The organism is uncultured Jannaschia sp. (genome assembly GCF_947503795.1).
Classification (GTDB): Bacteria; Pseudomonadota; Alphaproteobacteria; order Rhodobacterales; family Rhodobacteraceae; genus Jannaschia.
Genome location: NZ_CANNEZ010000001.1, coordinates 1,565,709 through 1,583,667 on the forward strand (window position 1 = coordinate 1,565,709; position 17,959 = coordinate 1,583,667).

The window sequence follows — 17,959 nt, forward strand, 5'->3', positions numbered from 1 at the left end:
GCGACGCCGCGGCGAGGGAGAGCATCATGACCACGGGGTTCATCGGATTGGGCAATGTCGGCGGCAAGCTGGCGGGGAGCCTGCTGCGCAACGGCCATTCCTTGCAGGTGCACGATCTCGACGCGACTCTTGTGGCGGACTTCGTCGCGCGGGGCGGGGCCCCCGGCGGCTCTCCCGCCGAAATGGTGCGAACCTGCGACGTGATCATCACGTGCCTGCCCTCGCCTGCCGCCTCGGCTGCCGTCGTGGCCGAGATGCTCCCCGAGATGGGGCCGGGAAAGACCTGGATCGAGATGTCCACGACCGATGCCGACGAGATCCTGCGGCTCGGCGCCGCGGTGCAAGCGACCGGCGCCACGGCGGTGGAATGTCCCGTCTCCGGCGGCTGTCACCGGGCAGATACCGGCAACATCTCGATCTTCGCCGGCGGGCCGCGCCGTGCTGTCGAGGCGGTCATGCCGCTCCTGAAGCATCTCGGGCGGCGCATTCTCCATACCGGCGAGCTCGGCACCGCCTCGAAGCTCAAGGTCATGACGAATTACCTCGCCACCGTGCATCTCGTGGCCTTGTGCGAGGCGCTGACGACGATGAAGGCCGCGGGGCTGGACCTGGCCACGACCTATGAGGCGATCCGGATCAGCTCGGGCACGTCCTTCGTCCACGAGACCGAGAGCCAGCTCATCCTCTCGGGATCACGGGACGTGAACTTCACGATGGACCTGATCATGAAGGATATCGGTCTGTTCCAGAAGCTTGCCGAAGAGGGCGACGTGCCCTTGGAGATCTCGCCGCTGCTGATCGACATCATGGCCGATGGCCAGCGGCGCTACGGCAACCGCGCGCAATCGGACCGGATCATCGAACGGCTCGAAGACGCCACGGGACTGAAGATCCTCGCCGACGGCTTTCCGCAGGCTCTTATCGACGACGAGCCGGAGGAAGAAGGCTATGAAATCCAGCGCCGGCAGGCTGTGGCGGCGGCTCAGGTATGAGGCCCGACAAGCGGAACCTGTAACTCTCAGGCCGCTGGGCCGATGCGTCGGACCGCGACCCCAAGCCGAGCAGCGATCCGTCTGGGAGTGGCGCATTCGCGACCGCGCTCCGGCCCCAGAGGCGAACTTGGCCGATCTGCTGGCTTGGGCATGGCTGCGCCCCGGCGCACGGCGGCGGGGTGCGGCGGCGCTGCGGCCGTGTCGTCAGGTGGACCGCTCGGGCCGCGGCAGCCATGCCGCGCGCTGCAACCTCGCCCCCGCCCGCGTGCATCCGGAGCGGGCGCGCGAGGCCGCCGCGCAAGAGGGGCTTGCCGCGTTGGAGTTGAGCGCGGCGCAGGCGATCGATGACCTGGACCGCAAGGACATGAGGGTCGGTTCCCAGCCCAGTAACGATGCGGCCGCGTGGCGTCATGTTGTTAACCACAAGAGACGCTGCTTCGGCAGAACCTCTCCGCAGCAGAGCGAGGAACGGCGCATGCTCCCTTGGGGTCGATGGCCTCTTAAGCCGAGACATACGATCTGACGCATGGCTCCGGCCGGGCCACGTCACGCTGCGCTCCGTCCGGCGCGCCACATACGACGGCGCGCCTAGATGATCTCGTCCTCGTCGAACATCGGATCGTCCGCGATCTGCGAAGAATGGTCGTCGATTGCCTGCTCGGCTTGAGAAACGGAGCCGATCCGGCCGAGGTGAAACACCGAATCCCCTTCGTTGACGACCGGCATGACCGCGCGTCCGACGATGATGCCGTCGAAGGGTGCAACGATGTCGAGTTCACGTTCGCCGAACGGGTCGGCGACCGAACCCAGCACGTCCCCCGCGGCGACCGAGGCGCCATCCGAGCGGAAGGCGCGGAACAATCCGCCGGAGGGCGCGCGCAGCCACTTGCTCGAACGGCAGAACTGCGACGGCGCGCGCACGGAGGCCACGCCGCGGGCGGGGATCATGTCGAGCGCGTGCAGCACGCGCAGGATGCCCACGAGACCGGAGCGCACCGAGAACTCGTCGAAGCGCAGCCCCTCGCCCGCTTCGTAGAGCAGCACATCGATCCCGAGATCGCGAGCGGCCCCCCGCAGCGAGCCCTCGCGGATGGCGGATTCCATGACGATCGGCGCCCCGAACGTCTCCGCCAGGCGGAGCGCGGCAGGCGCGCCGGGAGAGACCCGCGTCTGGGGGTAATTGGTCCGGTGGATCGCGGCGGAATGGAGGTCGATCCCGAGATCGCTCCGCGCGACCACCTCGGTGAGGAAGATATTCGCGAGGCGGGCCGCCAGCGAACCGCCGCCGGAGCCGGGGAAGGACCGGTTCAGGTCGCGGCGGTCCGGAAGATAGCGCGAGCGGTTGGTGAAGCCGAAGGCATTCACGATCGGCACGGCGACCAGCGTGCCCCGCAGACGTCTGAGACCCGGCGCGCGCAGAAGGCGGCGGATGATCTCGATCCCGATCACCTCGTCGCCGTGGATGCCGCCGCTAACGAAGACGCGCGGGCCATCGGCACGGCCGTGGACGACATGGGCGGCCATCGTGACGGGCGTATGATCGGACAGGATGCTGACCGGCAACTCGACCATTCTACGGGTGCCGGGCGCGACGTGCTCCCCGCCGATCTCGAACGCCTCTCGCGGCACTAGCCCTTCCCGCGGGTCTTCGTGGCGCCGGGTTTGGCGTTCTTCTCGATATGTTCGATCATCTTGCCGGCCACGTCGAGGCCCGTTGCCTTCTCGATCCCTTCGAGACCTGGCGACGAATTGACCTCCATCACGACGGGTCCGTGATTGGCGCGCAGCATGTCGACGCCGCAGGCATTGAGACCCATCGCCTTGGCGGCCCGAACCGCCGTAGACCGCTCCTCCGGCGAGAGTTTGATCACATCGGCCGATCCACCGCGATGGAGGTTCGACCGGAACTCGCCCTCGGCGCCCGTCCGCTTCATGGCAGCCACGACCTTTCCGCCGATGACGAGCGCACGGATATCGGTGCCGCCCGCCTCCTTGATGAACTCCTGCACGAGGATGTTGGTGTTGGTCGCGCGGAAGGCTTCGATTACCGATTTCGCCGACCGGTCGGTGTCCGCCAGCACTACGCCGAGGCCCTGCGTCCCTTCCAGAAGCTTGATGACCACCGGCGTGCCGCCCGCCAACTCCACCACCTCCTCGGCGACCTTCGGGTCGTGGGCGAAGGTCGTGACTGGCAGCCCGATCCCGTCCCGCGCGAGCAGCTGCATCGAGCGCAGCTTGTCGCGGCTCCGGCCGATCCCCACGCTCTCGTTGAGCGGGTAGACCCCCATCATCTCGAACTGGCGCAACACGGCCAGCCCGTAGAACGTCACCGAGGCGCCGATCCGCGGAATGACCGCGTCGAAGCCTTCGAGCCGTTCGCCGTTGTAGTAGATCTCGGGCCGCCGGGAGGCGATATTCATGTAGCAGCGCAGCGTGTTGACGACATGGATCTCGTGGCCACGCGCCTCGGCGGCCTCGACGATGCGCCTGTGGGAGTAGAGGTTCGCGTTGCGGCAGAGCAGTGCTATTTTCATGGGGACGTCCTCTCGTGATGTCCCCGTTCCGCGAGGTCGGTCTTGGGCAGTTCCGTCAGGTTCCGACCGCCGGGATCGACGAGCACCGAGCGGTTTCGCAGCGCCGTGCGGCCCACGATCATCCGGAACGTCATATCCGTCCGTTCTGTCAGGCTGAGGTCGATCCTCCAGGCCCGTCGCGCGATCGCGAAGCGGGTCCTGATGATGTAGCGCATTTCGGGCACGCCGGAGGTGTTCTTGATGTTGCGCTGATCGTGGATGGGACACTCGACGTCGATGTCCCTCGTGTCGTCGTCGAAGCGGCTGTGGAACCGGACCCATGGGATGCCGTCCCGGTCGAAAGGCACGATATCGGTCGCGTGCAGCGCGGATGTCCGAGCCCCGGTGTCGATCTTCGCCTTCAGCCCGGTCAGGCCGAGAAGGGGAAGAGAGACGCGCTCCTCCCAGCCGATTGTCAGCATGTGGATCTTCCGTTCCGGCAGATGGAAGGTATTCATGCCCAAGGGCATCGAGGAACGCCAGCGTGTTTCAGGGCGACGCATTCGAGGCGCTCGGGGAGGTTCCGGCATCATACACGGATCGCAGCCCGTCGCGTCGCGCAATATGGCCTCCGTTCAAGATGGGGTCGAGTTTGCGGAGTGCCCGTCTGTCGCGACCCTGATCCGTTCGGGATGCCGTTGCGCGGTATCCTCGTCCACCGCGAACCTTTGTTTTCGGCCGCTTCATACCCACTTGCCGCCAAGCTAGTCGGACGGATTTCAAGAGTAATGGTCCGAACGGCGGCTGCCGGCGATCTCCTGAACATCCGGCCTGCGACCCCATCGACCGAACCCAAGGACCCTAGCGCCGCCTATCCGTTTCCGAGACGATGCGACCATGGATCTCAAGCAGCTTCGCATCGTCGTCGTTCTTGCCGAAGAGCTGCACTTCGGTCGTGCCGCCGACCGGCTTCACCTGGCGCAGCCTGCCCTGTCGGCACGGCTTCGCGCGTTGGAGGAGGATCTTGGCGTCGATCTCTTCGCGCGCAACTCACGCACGGTCGCGTTGACGCGCGCGGGCGAGGCCATTCTTCCTGAGGCCCTGGCCGCCCTCGCCCACGCGGATGCCGCGGTCCACGCCGCTCGGGATGCATCGAATACGGGCACGCTTCTCAAGATCGCGGGCATCGATTCCGCGACGGCGGGTCTTCTGCCCCAGATCGTCCGGCGGTTCCGCAAGACGCATGATGTCGAGGTCCGCATCGAGGAAATGCTCTCCGCCTCCGCCCTCTACGCGCTCGAGCATCGCGCCGCCGATCTGGCGTTCTCGCGCAACCCCGGCGACGAGGCGGCCTTCATTGCGCGCCTCGTCCTGCGCGAACCGCTGGTCTGCATCCTGCCCACGGACGACCCGCTCGCGGGCCAGGACAGCGTCCGCCTGGAGGAGATCGCGCCGCGCCGCCTCGTGCTGCCCACCCGGGCGCATCGGCCCCTTCTCGCGGCGACGCTCGAGGCGTGGTTCGCCGCGGGCGGGCACACCCTGCGCCTCGCGCAAGCGGCCAACGAGCGGCACATGATCATGGCGATGGTCGCCGCGGGTCTCGGGCTTTCGATCGCGCCGGCCTGGATCGCGAATTTCGGGGGCGCGGACACCGTCGTGCGACCGATCGAGGGCGCGCCTCGCGTGGACACCTACGCGGTCTGGCGTCGCGGGGAGCGGTTCGATCCGCTCGACGCGTTCCTCGCGCATCTGCCGGACGCGGTCGACTGATCGCAATTCCTTCTCGGTTTTCGCGATTGGACGCCAAGCCGTTGCCGCGATAGCCCGTCGAGGCATGTTTTCCGGCTTCCAACCCTTCGCGATCGAGACCGATACCCCCATGGGCGGGGCGACGATCCGCGGGCGTCGCGGCGGCTCGGGGCCCCCGCTCCTTCTGTTGCATGGCTATCCCCAGACCGGGGCGATGTGGCACCTCACCGCCCCGGAACTGGCCGAGAGATACAGCGTGGTGGTTCCGGACCTGCGTGGCTACGGCAGATCCTCCAAACCGCCGACGACGGCGGACCACGCACCCTATTCCAAGCGCGAGATGGCGCTCGACATGGTGCAGGTGATGGCGTCCCTCGGCCACGACCGGTTCCACGTCGGCGCACACGACCGCGGGGCGCGGGTCGCGCACCGGATGGCCGTGGATCACCCCGACGTGGTGCGTTCGCTCGCCCTCCTCGACATCGCGCCCACGCGCGAGATGTATCGCGGGACGACGGAAGGCTTCGCGCGCGCCTATTGGCACTGGTTCTTCCTCACGCTGCCCGCGCCCTATCCCGAGACGATGATCGGGGCCGATCCGAAGAAATTCTGGACGCTGAAATGCGGCTCCGGCTGGGCCAACGGATCGCCGGGGCTGGATCTCTTCGACCCGATGGCCCTCGCCGAATATCTCGACTGCTGGACGCCCGAGACGATCCACGCCTCCTGCGAGGACTACCGCGCGGCGGCAACCATCGACATCGCGCATGACGACGCGGACGCAGGCCGACGGGTCGAGGCGCCGACGCGGGTGCTCTGGGGCGAGAATGGCGCGGTCGGGCGCTTCTTCGATCCGCTCGCCCTCTGGCGGCGCCGTGCCGCACGCGTCGATGGACGCGCCCTGCCCGGCGGCCACTACCTCGCCGAAGAACTGCCGGGCCCCGTGGCGGCGGCCCTGCACGACCACTTTTCCAACTGTGAGGACCTCTGAATGGCCAATTATCGCATCGCGTCCCTACCCGGAGACGGCATTGGCACCGAGGTCATTCCCGAAGGCCGCCGCGCCGCCGACGCCGCGATGGCGCAGGTCGGACGCTCCATCGAATGGGTCGATTACGACTGGTCGTGCGAGACCTATGCCGCCACGGGTTCGATGATGCCGGAGGACGGCGTCGACCGGATGCGCGACCACGACGCGATCTTCCTCGGGGCCGTCGGTTGGCCCGGCGTGCCCGACCACGTCTCGCTCTGGGGGATGCTGATCCCGTTGCGCCGGGAACTCGACCTCTTCGCGAATGTCCGGCCCGTGCGGCTGATGCCGGGTGTGCCGTCGCCGCTTGCGGGGCGGACGCCGGAGGAGGTGGATTTCGTCGTCGTACGCGAGAACGTCGAGGGGGAGTATTCCTCGATCGGCGGCCGGATCTATGACGGCACCGAGCATGAAGCGGCCTATCAGCAGGCCGTGTTCACCCGACGGGGCTGCGACCGGATCATGGAATACGCGTTCGAGGTGGCCGCCAAGCGCAAGGCGATGGGGAAAGGCGGCAAGGTGACGAGCGCCACGAAGTCCAACGGCATCGTCCACACGATGCCGTTCTGGGACGAGCGGTTCGAGGCGGCCAAGGCGCGGCATCCGGGTGTCGATACGGACCAGTTCCACATCGACATCCTCTGCGCGCGCTTCGTGACCAATCCCGACTGGTTCGACGTGGTCGTCGGCTCGAACCTCTTCGGCGACATCCTGAGCGACCTGGGGCCGGCGGTCGCAGGCTCCATCGGCATCGCGCCGGCAGCGAACCTCGATCCCTCCGGTCGGAGCCCTTCGATGTTCGAGCCGGTGCACGGGTCGGCCCCGGACATCGCCGGCAAAGGCATCGCCAACCCGATCGCCGCCGTCTGGACGGCCGCGATGATGCTCGAGCATCTCGGCGAGAGCGAGGCTGCGGGCCTGATCGAGAGCGCGATGGAATCCACGCTGACCGATGACGCGGCCCGCACGCCCGATCTCGGAGGCACGGCCTCCACGCGGGCGGCCGGAGACGCCGTCGTGAAGGCGATCGAAGGATCCTGACGGCGTTTCGCGGTGCTGGACTTGGGTGCTCTCCCCCGAAGCAGGGCTGTCCCCGCGCGAAGCGCTCGTGTCGGCGACGGTCGCGAAGCGCCGCTCACCGGAGATCCACAGCTCCCGCGAGAAGACCGAGCAACGCATCGCCCAGAACCACGCCGGTGACCACGAGGGCCGCGGCCCCGGCCACGCCCGCGATCACGAAAGCCCCATCCCGCTGGACGAGACCCCAGGCGAGCGTCAGCAGAAGCAGCGCGGGCAATGCGTTCATGAACGGGATCGGGAGAAACAGCAGCAGCGACAGCAGAAGGCAAAGCACGCCGACCGGACGTTCGCGACCGGCGATCGCGGCGAGCCGCGGACGGGTAAGGGCTTCGGCACGGCGCAGGACGGGAGCGCCGACACGCGCGGTCGCGTCCAGCAACCTGCCCGGCACCGCCATGCGCAAGAGCCGGTCGGGCAGGCGCCCGTGCTCGCCATAGACCGCGAGGTGACCGGTCACGATGACCAACGGCACGCCGAGGATGGCACCGGCGCTCGGGATAGGAAGCGGCAGCGCCTCCGGCAGGGCAAGCAGCAGGATCGCGATCCCGTGCGCGCGACTGCCCGCAAGGGACAGCACCTCGCCCAGACGAACGTCTTCGCCCGCGCCATTGCGGGCCGCCAGCGCGGCGAGCACGCCGTGCAGGGGAAGCGGATCCGACTGTTCCATGTCCGCGCAGGATAGACGGCGCAGATCCGGCCACAAGGCGACGCGACCGCCGCGGCCTAGATCCGGAGCACGGTCCTGCCCTCGATCTCGCCGCGCCGCATGCGGTCGAAGATCATGTTGATGTCGTCGAGCGCGCCCCAGTCGAACCGGGTCTCGACCTTGCCCTCGCCAGCCAGCGCAAGCGCCTCGGCCAGATCGACGCGCGTGCCCACAATGGAGCCCCGGATGGTCAGCCGCTTGAGGACGACCTCGAAGATCGGCAGCGGAAACGAGCCCGGCGGAATTCCGACGAGCGCCAGCGTCCCGCGCTTGCGCAACATGCCGACGGCCTGCGCGAACGCGGGCTCGGACGGCGCCGTCACGAGCGCCCCGTGCACCCCGCCGAGATGGGTCGCGATTTCGGCGACCGGGTCGACGCGGCTGGCGTCGATGGTCTCGTCCGCCCCGAGATCGCGGGCGAGCGCGAGCTTGTCTTCCGCGATGTCGACCGCGACGACATGCATCCCCATGGCCTTGGCATACTGCACCGCCATGTGCCCCAGCCCGCCGATCCCGCTGATGGCGACCCACTGGCCGGGGCGGACCTCGGTCTCCTTGAGACCCTTGTAGACCGTCACCCCGGCGCAAAGGACGGGTGAGGCCGGCCCCCAGTCCAGTGCCCCCGGGATGATGCCGACATAATCCGCGTCCGCCGCCACGTAGTCGGCATAGGCGCCGTCCACCGTATACCCCGTCATGGTCTGGCTGTCGCAAAGCGTCTCCCAACCGCCGGCGCAATGCTCGCACCGGCCGCAGGCGGTATGGAGCCACGGCACGCCGACCCGGTCGCCTTCCTTGAGATGGGTGACGCCCGGCCCGATGCGGGCGACTTCGCCCACGCCCTCGTGGCCCGGGATGAACGGTACGCCCGGCTTGACCGGCCAGTCCCCCTCGGCCGCGTGCAGGTCCGTATGGCAGACGCCCGACGCACGGACGCGCACGAGCACCTCGCCGGGCCCGATCTCTGGGACGGGCACCTCGCGAATGTCGAGCGGCTGGCCCAGTTCCGTCACAACGGCGGCCTTCATCGTCTTTTCCATCATGTCGCTCCGTCAGAAAGGTTCGACGGCACACTGAACCGCGCGATCGCCCGTCGCCTTGACGGGGGTCAAGGCTCGCCCGCGACGAACGGGTGACACCGGGGCGAAGCTGCGCGGGAACCGAGATGACGACCGACCCCACGTCCCGAACCGGGCTGACCTGCGCCGCCGCCCGCGCGCGCCTCGACGAACATGGTCCGAACGCGCTGCCCCGTGCGTCCGGGCCGCGCCCGTGGACCGTGATGGCTCGCCAGTTTCGCGACCCGCTGGTCGCCCTGCTGCTGGCCGCCATCGCCATCGCGCTTCTTCTGGGTCAGCCGCTGGATGCGGGCGCGATCGCCGTGGTCGTGGTTCTGAACGCGGCGCTGGGCTTCGTGCAGGAGTGGCGGGCAGAGCGGACGCTCGACGCCTTGCGCGATCTTCTGGTGGCCGAGGCGACCGTAGTCCGCGACGGACAGCGCCTCCGCGTGCCCGCGCAGGACATCGTCCCCGGCGATGTCGTCGTGTTGACGGCCGGCGACCGGGTGCCCGCGGATCTGACGGTCCTCGACGCCCGCAGCCTGGCCGTCGACGAAAGCGTCCTCACGGGCGAGAGCCTGCCCGTCGCCAAGGCGGTCGACGCGCCCCTCATGGCCTCCACGACCGTCGTGGCGGGGCGGGCCGAGGGTGTGGTGACACGAACGGGGATCGACACCGAGTTCGGCCAGATCTCGCGTCTGACGGCCAGCGTCGACCGAAGCCAGACGAGCCTTCAGCGAAGCCTCGCCGCCTTGGCGCGCGGGATCGGGATCGCCGCCGTCGCGGTGGCGCTCGCGGTGATGGGGCTCGGCCTCTGGCTCGGTCGGGCGCTCGGAGAGATGGTCATGGTCGCCCTCTCGCTTGCGGTGTCGATCGTGCCGGAGGGGTTGCCGGCGGTGGTGACCGTCACGCTGGCCCTCGGGGCGGGCGCGATGGCGCGGCGCCGGACACTGGTGCGGCGGCTGCAGGCGGTAGAGACCCTGGGCGCCGCCTCGGTGATCTGTACCGACAAGACCGGGACGCTGACCGAGAACGTGATGACGGCGGTGGAGCTCTGGACCCCGCGCGGCACGCATCCCGTTGCCGGGACGGGCTATGCGCCAGAAGGCCGCATCGGCGGGCTCGATGGCGCGCCTGCACTCCTGCGCGTCGCGGGCGGCTGCAACGACGCAGAGCTTCGGCAGACCGCGGACGGCTGGGCCTTGATCGGCGAGCCGACCGAAGGCGCCCTCATGGCGCTTGCGCGCAAAGCCCCCGCGCCCGAAGACTTCCGGCTGGCCGAGCGTCCTTTCGACAGCGACCGCAAGATGATGGCGGTGTTGGTCGACGGGCCCGGCGGCCGTGCGCTTCTGGTGAAGGGCGCGCCCGAGACCGTTCTGGACGCCTGCACCGAAACCGACGGCGGCGCGTCCCTCGCAGAAGCCGCGGCGGCGGCAGAGGCTATGGCCGCGCGCGGATTGCGCGTGCTCGCCTTGGCCTCCCGGCCCGAACCCGGCGAGGATCTGAGCGAGACGGGTCTGACCCTGCACGGCTTTGCCGGTCTGATCGACCCGCCCCGTCCCGAGGTTCGGGGCGCCGTGGCCAAAGCGCTCGCCGCTGGCGTCACGCCGATCATGATCACCGGCGACGGCCCCGTCACGGCCCAGGCGATCGGCGCGCAACTGGGCATCGGCGGCACGGTCGTGACCGGCCCCGCGCTCGACGCGATGGACGAGGCCGCATTGTTCGACGCGCTGCGAATCGGCGCGCTCTTCGCCCGCACGACTCCGTCGCACAAGATGCGCATCATCGGCGCGTTGCAGGCCCAGGGCCGGATCGTGGCGATGACCGGGGACGGGGTGAACGATGCCCCTGCCCTGCGGCAGGCCGATATCGGCGTCGCAATGGGCCAGCGCGGCACAGACGTGGCGCGCGAGGCGGCGGATGTCGTCCTGCTCGATGACAACTTCGCCACCATCGTGGCGGCCATCGAGGAAGGCCGTCGCCAGTTCGCCAACACGACCAAGTTCGTCCGCTACCTTCTGTCGTCGAACGCGGGCGAGGTGATCGCGCTGACCGGCGCGCTGGCGCTCGGTGGCGCGCTGATCTTCCTTCCGATCCAGATCCTCTGGATGAACCTAGTGACGGATGGCGTCACGGCGATGGCACTGGGGCTCGAAAAGGTGGAACCCGACCAGATGCGCCGTGCCCCCCGGCGCCCGGACGCGCCCGTTCTCGATCGTCGCGGGGTTGGTCTCATCGCCGCGTTCGGCCTCTATACCGGGACCGCCGCGCTCGCCATTTTCCTGATCCTCCGGCCGGAGGGAGAGGTGCTCGCCCGGTCCGCGACCTTCACGGCAATGGTCGTCTTCGAGAAGGTGTCCGTCTTCGCCTTTCGCTCGGCGCGAAATCCGAACCGCATCCTAGGCTGGGCATCGAACCGCTGGCTCTGGGCGGCCCTCGCCGTGACGCTCGGCGCGCAGGTCGCCGCGCTGCATGTCCCGCTCTTGCAGGAGGTGCTGCGGACGGTGCCGCTCGGATGGCCGGAATGGGGGCTGATCGGCCTCCTCGCCCTGCCGTTGATCGTGGTGCCGGAGGCGATCAAGGAGGTCCGCCGCTACCGCGCGACCCAGTACACCGCCAGGCTGAGCGCGTAGCATCCGAGCACGGCAAGCGAGTCGATGCCGATCCGTCCCACGCGCGGGCTCGAACGGGTCGTCAGCCCGATGAGGTAGATCGCCGTCACGAGGATGCCGAACCCCACCGACAGGGTCGGCACGACGCCCGCGTCTCGAAGGATCGGGCCGGGTCGGTAGAGCAGGTCCGCCGGAAGCAGAAGCCCGAGCATGATCAGGTTCGAGCCGAAGACGTTCGAGATCGCCAGGCCGTAGGCCCTGAGCCGGACCGCCGCGATGGTCGTCGTCAGCTCGGGAAGCGAGGTCGCGCCCGCCAGAAGCGTCACGCCCAGAAGACCCGTGCCCAGACCGGATCGGTCCGCGAGGGGTCGGGCGACCGCGATCAGGACAAGCCCGAGCACGAGGATGGCCGCCGAGCACAGCGCGATCCGGAAGGCCAGAACGGGCAGTTCGGGCCGGTCGCGGGACAAAAGCGGTTCCGCCTCGCCGGGGTCGGGAATATCCACCGGCACCCAGGCCCGCGCGACATCCGACCGGCGCAGAAGCACGACCGCGCCGACATAGGCCAGCCCGGCCCCGATGGCCCCTGCCCCGACATGCCCCGCCGCCAACGGCTCACCCGATGCGATCGCGACGAGCCCGACGGCGAGCATGCCGATCAGGACCGACGCCTCCAGGACGTGATCCGCCTGCCTGGGATATCCGCTGATGGCGCCCCGCGCCCACACGTCCGCAACGGCAAGGATCGCGGTCTGGAGGGTGACGCCACCGAAGAGGTTGCCGACCACCATCTCCGCCTCGCCCTGTATCGCCCCGCTGAGCGTCGTCGCGATCTCGGGAAGCGATGTCGCGACCGAGAGAAGCAGGAGGCCGACCAGGGCCTGCGTGATCCCCAGCCGCTCCGCCAGATCGTCCGCGGCCTGCGCCAGCGCGGTGCCGCCGATCCAGATCCCCGTCCCTGCGCCCGCAAAGGCGAGCCAGAGCCTGGCATCAGGCCAGTTGGTCATATTCCCTAGTACGAACCGTCGAGCAGAACGTGATCGTGGCCGATCTCCTCCAGCCCCGCGGCGATCTCGTCGCCCGCAAGCGGATGCGCCATCAGGTAGTCGAAGGTCGGGCCGACATGCCGCTCCTCGGCCAGGGCGACGGCCTCGGCCCAGTTATCTTCCCCATAGTCGCCGCGCCCCAGCCAGAGAAGCGCGACAAGCTCATGCTGCTGGTCACGGTCGAGCGCCTCGATCTCCGCGCGAAGCTCCGCCCGGCGCAGGTCGAGATCGCCGTCTTCGGTCATGGCGGTGCTGGAGACGAGCGCGCGCAGCTGCTCGATCAGGGTCCGCATCGCGGCGGGTGGGATCGTCATCTCTTTCATGTGTCTGCCTCCGATCGCAGCATCTCGTCATTCTCGGCCGGACCGACGCCCGGCATGGCCCAGCGCAGCAGGCCCTCGGTGATCGCGCCCAGCCCGAAGAAGACCAGCGCGACGTTCAGGACCCATCCGAGCAGCGGCACGAAATTCAGGAGCGCCGCGACGGCGATGGCCGCCGCAAGCACGCCGAGCCTGACCCAGAGCGACGGCATATCCCCGAGCCCAAGGGCGCGCGCGATTCCCATTGCGAGGACGTAGGCGCCCAAGAGATAGCCAAGAATCCACGCGAGGATCACCGCCAGAAGCGCCATCGGCAAAAGCGGAAGGGCGACGATGCTGAGCGCGGAGACCGGCACCAGCCCGATCAGCGTCGAGAAGCCCAGCCCCCCGACCAGAACCGTGATGCCCGGCCGGTTCAGCGCCATCCGCCGCATCGTCGCGACGCCGTTCGGCGCGAGCGCCAGGAAGGTCCCGCCGACGACGAGCAGGAAGGCGAGCGTCACGAAGAACCCGATGCCGATGGCCGCGGCGGACGGCGCTTCCGGCATGCCCTCCCAAGCCAGCTCGTCGAATTCGCGCCAGCCGCCGGGCTCAAGATACTCGTAGGTTATGCGCGCGGCAGGAGCGACATGCGCGGGGATCGCGACCTCCCTCGGGGCGCTGATGGTGAGTTGCCCGGCCACGGAGGCGTCGGGCCCGAACGTGATCTCATCCCCCACGAGGCGCAGATCGCCCGCAACCACGCCGTCGATCCGGATTTCGGACGCGGATACGATGGCGGCACCGGAAACGGTCCCGCGCAGCGTGGCCGTGCCCGCGAAGAGACGCGCATTGCCCGCGACCTCCGCGCCGCGATCGAGCGTGACGATGAACCCCGACAGCATGGCATCGCCGCCGACCTCGCCGTCGATGCGGACCCGCGCGCCCGCCGCGGTGACGTCACCGCCCGATGCGCCCTCGACATCGACGGAGAACCCGGCGGCGAAGAGGTCGTCGCCGACGTCGCCGCGGGTGACGACCTGCGCACCCGATACGAGCAGGTCGCGCGTCGAGGGCGAGGCGTCGTCGAGGCGGCCGCCCGCGACCAGCCGGTCGCCGCCGACGCGTGTCTCATAGGGTTCGGCCGCGGCCGGAAGGGCCGCCGCGCAAAAGGTCAGGAGGAGGAACGCACGCAAGATCATCTGCAATCTCCGAATGACGGGAACTGCCGGACTTCTGCGCCCCGCGACGGCGCTGCGCCTTGATGGACGTCAAGGGCAGCCGAGCCCCGAGGCGCTAGGCCGGAGGGACAGCAACGAAGGGGAAGCCGCCATGACGATCCGAACCATCCTGACCTGCCTCCTGAACGAAAGCTCGGCGGACCTCTTGTCCGAGGCGTCCACGGCATTGGCCGCCCGCTTCGACGCGCACCTGGTCGGTCAGCACACGGTCGAGGCGATCGTCGTCTATCCGGGGATTGCGATGCATATCTCCGGGCCGACCTTCGACGGCTTCAACGCGGCGCAGGCCAAGCAGTCGAAGGCGATCGAGGCGGTGTTTCGCGCGGCCGTCGACCGGGCCGGCGTGAAGGGCGAATGGCGCAACGTTGATACCGGCTCGGCCATCGCGGCGGATCGCATGATCGAAAGCGCCCGGAGCGCGGATCTCGTGGTCATGACGCGGCCCGACCGGGACTATGATCGACCCGATCAGCGGTTCGCGCTGGACCAGGTGATCCGCGATGGCGGGCGACCTGTCCTTCTGGTGCCCGACACAGGTCTGGGCGACGGCGTCGGACAACGCGCGATCCTCGCCCATGCCGGAACCCGCGAATCCGCCCGGGCGGCATTCGACCTCATCCCCCTGCTGGAGGATGGCGCGGCCATCCACGTCGTGCATGTCGGCAACGAACGCGACGAGATGCGCGACTTCGCCATGACCGAACTCAGCGCCGCGCTCGCCCGCCACGGCTTCGATGTGACGATGACGCATCGGGTGCCCCATGACCGCAGTATCGCAAAGGTGCTTCTGGACGAGGCACGCGAAGTGGGCGCGGATGTCATCGCCGCGGGCGCCTATGGCCATTCTCGGACCTATGCGTTCTTCCTCGGCGACACGACGGGCGATCTGATCCGCGACACGAATGTCCCCGTCCTCTTCTCGTCATGAGGTGGCAGCGCGACGTCCGCCCAGATGGGCAGATGGTCGGAGGCGCGGCGCGCGTCGGGCGTCTCCACCACGCCGCCGCCATGCACCGGCGTTCCACGCGGCACGGCGATACGGTCCAGCCCGGCGACGGGCCGCGCGGCGTGGAAGCTGCGGCCCGGCGCGTGGATGTCGAACCGGGGGTGCAGCGCCTCGAGCCCGCGGGCGTCCGACCACTCGTTGAAATCGCCCGCCAGAACGACCGGTTCGCGATACCCGCGCAGCCGATCGGCCAGATGGGCCAGTTGGGCGCGGCGATGACGGCGGAGGAGGCCTAGATGCACGGCGGCGAGGACCATCCGTCTGCCGCGCAGTTCCACACCGGCCAGAAGCGCGCCGCGCGGCTCGAAGCCGGGCAGGTCGATCCCCTCGGACCAGAGCAATCGGGCGTCGGGCCCCAGGAGAATGGCGTTTCCATGCCACCCGAGATTGGCGCCGGGCCCGACGGGGACGGGTCGCCACCGCGAGGTGTCGAGGAGTTTGGCGGGCAACGCGGAGTGCCGCAGGCCGAGCCGCTTGTCGGCCTCCTGCACGGCGAGGATGTCGGCCCGCGTGTCGTCAGCGACGCGAAGGATGCGGCCGGGATCGCGTCGCCAGTCGAGGCCCACGGCCTTTCGGATGTTGTAACTGGCCAGCCGGACCAGCCCGGCGCCCTCAGGCCGCGACTGCGCCGCCGCGTCATCGCGGGGGTCTGGACCGTGTTCGCCGGGCTGGCGCTGGCCGCCGCCGCCCTGGGCCAGCCGACGCTCAGCGCCGTCGCCATGCTGTCGCTGCTGCTCTCGATCGCGCCGGTCCTTCTCGCTCGCCGATTCCGCATCATCCTGCCCCTGCCCTTCGTGCTGGCGCTTGCCGGGTTTCTCGCAGCCTCGCTCCTGCTGGGAGAGGCGTTCGACATGTACGAGCGGGTCTGGTGGTGGGACATCGCCCTGCATGGGGCGGCCGCGGTCGGATTGGGCATGGCGGGCTTTCTTTTCGTGCTCATGCTTTTCGAAGGCGATCGGTTCGCCGCGCCGGTCTGGGCCCTGACCGCGATCGCGGCCTGCATTGCGGTGACGCTCGGCGTCCTGTGGGAGCTCTTCGAGTTCGGCATGGACCGGACCTTCGGCCTCTCGATGCAGAAGTCCGGTCTGCGCGACACGATGGGCGACCTCGTCGCCGACCTTGTCGGGTCTCTTATCGGCGCGCTCACCGGGGCGCTCTATTTGACGGGACGAAAGCTCGGGATGGCCACCGCGCTCATGGGGCAGTTCGTGCGGATCAACCGGCGTCACTTCCGAGGGCGGCCTCACCGGTCGGGCCAGTGGATCGACGTCACCGATACATCGAAGAACGGAAAGTAATCCGGCGTCCCGAACCCGTTTCCCGCCTCGACCCGCATCGGGACCCGGAAGCCGTCGACCTCCCGGTGATCCGATAGACGGCCGCCGAAGGGCTGCAGGCGGTAGGTGCCGTCGACATTGGCATCCGACCAGCGCTCGAAGGAGACGCGGATCGGGCGGCCCGTCGCGTCGATCGTGACGTCCACGGCCTGAGATTGATCGCCATGGGTCATCGTCACACGCGCAACGTCGGCATCCACCGCGTCCCACGCGACGCCCGGGCCAGGAAGGACAGCTGCGGGCGTCCAGAACACGGCCTCGGCGACATAGCGTCCGAAGGCCGAGCGGCGATGATCCGCGTCGCCACCCCTGCGGGCCACGGGCAGCAGCCCGCCCAGCCAGAACCGGGTCCAGGCGCCGCTGTCCGATCCGGACAGGGTCACATGTCCGTGGCGCGCTTTCATCGCCCAGAGGAACCCGCCCGGCGCGGCGAGCACCTGCGTCGCCACCATCGTGTAATCCGTCGCGCCGTCGAAGCCGCCCAGCGAGAAGCGACCCGCCATTTCGATCTGTGCGACGGGTCGGAGCGGCGTACCGGGGAGTATGGCGTATTCGAAGAACCGGCGCGCGGGCTCGGGCAGGTCAGCCACCATGGCGGGCTCGAAGACGGGCGGGTCCGATGGCTGCAACGCCGTCAGTCGCGCCATCTCGGCCCGGTCCGCCGCACCATCGGCACCGCGCCAGACGACCATGGCACCGACTCCGGCGGCCGCCAGCAGGGCGGCGGCCACCATGGGGCGGCGAAGCCCGATACCCGCGCGGGGTTCGACCGCGTCGGTCACGCCGCGTCGATGGCGATCTTGTGCGCGGTCTCCTTGACCTCCGACGGTTTCGCGATCCGGAGGCGCAACACACCGTTCGAAAGTTTTGCCGTCATGCCGTCCGGCGCGGGCACGAAGCCCAGCGGGATCACGCGCCGGAACGCGCCCGACCGACGCTCGATTGTGTGCCAGTCCTTCCCGGACTCCTCCTTCTCCTCCTCGCGCCCACCCTTCAGCACGAGGCGATCCTGCACGATGGACGCATCGATCTGGTCGGCTGTCAGTCCGGGGACCTCGGCCACGATCTCGACGGCTTCATCGGTCTCGGACATGTCGATCGCGGGGACGAGGCGAGGACCGATCTCGGCGCGCAGCCCGTCGAAGCGATCCATCAGATCGGCGACTTCCGATTGCAGCGAAGGGAGGAAGGGCCAGCTGCTGAACTGGAGTGCTGGCCGGTGTTCAAGGGTCTTGGGCATCTCGAATCTCCTCGGGTCTGGAACATGCCGCTGTCGGCGACGCGATC

Annotated in this window: 19 protein-coding genes; 8 read left to right on the forward strand and 11 right to left on the reverse strand. The window is 69.0% G+C overall.

All coding sequences use genetic code 11. The annotated features are described in order from the left end of the window. The first annotated feature begins 26 nt into the window (after window positions 1-26). Both Q0833_RS08245 and Q0833_RS08250 read left to right on the forward strand, forming a co-directional pair. Window positions 27-992, forward strand: a complete 966-nt coding sequence (locus tag Q0833_RS08245) for an NAD(P)-dependent oxidoreductase (protein ID WP_298432385.1) — start codon at window positions 27-29, stop codon at window positions 990-992. Between the two features lie 127 nt (window positions 993-1,119). Then, the gene (locus Q0833_RS08250; protein WP_298432388.1) at window positions 1,120-1,515 is read left to right on the forward strand and encodes a hypothetical protein; all 396 of its coding nucleotides are present in this window, start codon (window positions 1,120-1,122) and stop codon (window positions 1,513-1,515) included. Window positions 1,516-1,580: 65 nt separating this feature from the next. Here Q0833_RS08250 and Q0833_RS08255 read toward each other — a convergent pair whose 3' ends face one another. The 3 genes from Q0833_RS08255 to Q0833_RS08265 are packed head-to-tail and all read right to left on the reverse strand — an operon-like array spanning window position 1,581 to window position 4,023. Next, window positions 1,581-2,564, reverse strand: a complete 984-nt coding sequence (locus Q0833_RS08255; RefSeq protein WP_298432390.1) for a succinylglutamate desuccinylase/aspartoacylase family protein — start codon at window positions 2,562-2,564, stop codon at window positions 1,581-1,583. Window positions 2,565-2,620: 56 nt separating this feature from the next. Further along, complete coding sequence (gene rimK / locus Q0833_RS08260; protein WP_298432393.1) at window positions 2,621-3,526, reverse strand: 30S ribosomal protein S6--L-glutamate ligase; 906 nt, start codon at window positions 3,524-3,526, stop codon at window positions 2,621-2,623. Next, a complete protein-coding gene (locus Q0833_RS08265) occupies window positions 3,523-4,023 on the reverse strand; it encodes a RimK/LysX family protein (protein ID WP_298432396.1) in 501 nt (166 codons plus the stop codon). The genes rimK and Q0833_RS08265 overlap by 4 nt, the downstream gene beginning before the upstream one ends. Before the next feature lie 379 nt (window positions 4,024-4,402). Between Q0833_RS08265 and Q0833_RS08270 the strand changes: the two genes are divergently transcribed. From Q0833_RS08270 to Q0833_RS08280, 3 genes are all read left to right on the forward strand, one after another. Next, window positions 4,403-5,275 carry a LysR substrate-binding domain-containing protein gene (locus Q0833_RS08270; RefSeq protein WP_298432399.1) on the forward strand — a complete coding sequence of 291 codons (873 nt, stop codon included), beginning with the start codon at window positions 4,403-4,405 and terminating at the stop codon, window positions 5,273-5,275. A 64-nt stretch (window positions 5,276-5,339) separates the two neighbouring features. Then, on the forward strand, window positions 5,340-6,245 hold the full coding sequence (locus Q0833_RS08275) for an alpha/beta hydrolase (protein WP_298432402.1): 906 nt from the start codon (window positions 5,340-5,342) through the stop codon (window positions 6,243-6,245). Continuing rightward, window positions 6,246-7,325 carry a tartrate dehydrogenase gene (locus tag Q0833_RS08280; protein ID WP_298432405.1) on the forward strand — a complete coding sequence of 360 codons (1,080 nt, stop codon included), beginning with the start codon at window positions 6,246-6,248 and terminating at the stop codon, window positions 7,323-7,325. A 94-nt stretch (window positions 7,326-7,419) separates the two neighbouring features. Here Q0833_RS08280 and Q0833_RS08285 read toward each other — a convergent pair whose 3' ends face one another. Next, window positions 7,420-8,031, reverse strand: coding sequence for an exopolysaccharide biosynthesis protein (locus tag Q0833_RS08285; protein ID WP_298432408.1), 612 nt, complete (start codon window positions 8,029-8,031; stop codon window positions 7,420-7,422). Between the two features lie 56 nt (window positions 8,032-8,087). Then, window positions 8,088-9,110: an alcohol dehydrogenase AdhP gene (gene adhP, locus Q0833_RS08290; protein WP_298432411.1), complete on the reverse strand. Its 1,023-nt coding sequence runs from the start codon at window positions 9,108-9,110 to the stop codon at window positions 8,088-8,090. A gap of 125 nt (window positions 9,111-9,235) precedes the next feature. Here adhP and Q0833_RS08295 point away from each other — a divergent pair, with 125 nt between their 5' ends. Continuing rightward, on the forward strand, window positions 9,236-11,764 hold the full coding sequence (locus Q0833_RS08295) for a cation-transporting P-type ATPase (RefSeq protein ID WP_298432414.1): 2,529 nt from the start codon (window positions 9,236-9,238) through the stop codon (window positions 11,762-11,764). On the opposite strand, the gene Q0833_RS08300 is transcribed toward Q0833_RS08295, so the two are convergent. The 3 genes from Q0833_RS08300 to Q0833_RS08310 are packed head-to-tail and all read right to left on the reverse strand — an operon-like array spanning window position 11,725 to window position 14,290. Continuing rightward, entirely contained in the window at window positions 11,725-12,750 is a 1,026-nt protein-coding gene (locus Q0833_RS08300; RefSeq protein ID WP_298432417.1) for a hypothetical protein, read from the reverse strand. The genes Q0833_RS08295 and Q0833_RS08300 overlap by 40 nt on opposite strands. Window positions 12,751-12,755: 5 nt before the next feature. Next, window positions 12,756-13,112, reverse strand: a complete 357-nt coding sequence (locus Q0833_RS08305; RefSeq protein WP_298432420.1) for a DUF3775 domain-containing protein — start codon at window positions 13,110-13,112, stop codon at window positions 12,756-12,758. Continuing rightward, complete coding sequence (locus Q0833_RS08310; RefSeq protein WP_298432423.1) at window positions 13,109-14,290, reverse strand: polymer-forming cytoskeletal protein; 1,182 nt, start codon at window positions 14,288-14,290, stop codon at window positions 13,109-13,111. Before Q0833_RS08310 ends, Q0833_RS08305 begins: the two co-directional genes overlap by 4 nt. Window positions 14,291-14,420: 130 nt before the next feature. On the opposite strand from Q0833_RS08310, the gene Q0833_RS08315 reads away from it, so the two are divergent. Beyond that, entirely contained in the window at window positions 14,421-15,257 is an 837-nt protein-coding gene (locus Q0833_RS08315) for a universal stress protein (RefSeq protein WP_298432426.1), read from the forward strand. On the opposite strand, the gene Q0833_RS08320 is transcribed toward Q0833_RS08315, so the two are convergent. Beyond that, entirely contained in the window at window positions 15,182-15,901 is a 720-nt protein-coding gene (locus Q0833_RS08320) for an endonuclease/exonuclease/phosphatase family protein (RefSeq protein ID WP_298432429.1), read from the reverse strand. The genes Q0833_RS08315 and Q0833_RS08320 overlap by 76 nt on opposite strands. Here Q0833_RS08320 and Q0833_RS08325 point away from each other — a divergent pair. Then, a complete protein-coding gene (locus Q0833_RS08325; RefSeq protein WP_298435119.1) occupies window positions 15,791-16,633 on the forward strand; it encodes a hypothetical protein in 843 nt (280 codons plus the stop codon). The two genes, Q0833_RS08320 and Q0833_RS08325, sit on opposite strands and share 111 nt — an antisense overlap. On the opposite strand, the gene Q0833_RS08330 is transcribed toward Q0833_RS08325, so the two are convergent. Continuing rightward, a complete protein-coding gene (locus Q0833_RS08330; protein WP_298432432.1) occupies window positions 16,579-17,454 on the reverse strand; it encodes a DUF6544 family protein in 876 nt (291 codons plus the stop codon). The genes Q0833_RS08325 and Q0833_RS08330 overlap by 55 nt on opposite strands. Further along, window positions 17,451-17,912 carry an Hsp20/alpha crystallin family protein gene (locus tag Q0833_RS08335; protein WP_298432435.1) on the reverse strand — a complete coding sequence of 154 codons (462 nt, stop codon included), beginning with the start codon at window positions 17,910-17,912 and terminating at the stop codon, window positions 17,451-17,453. Before Q0833_RS08335 ends, Q0833_RS08330 begins: the two co-directional genes overlap by 4 nt. Window positions 17,913-17,959: the final 47 nt, after the last annotated feature.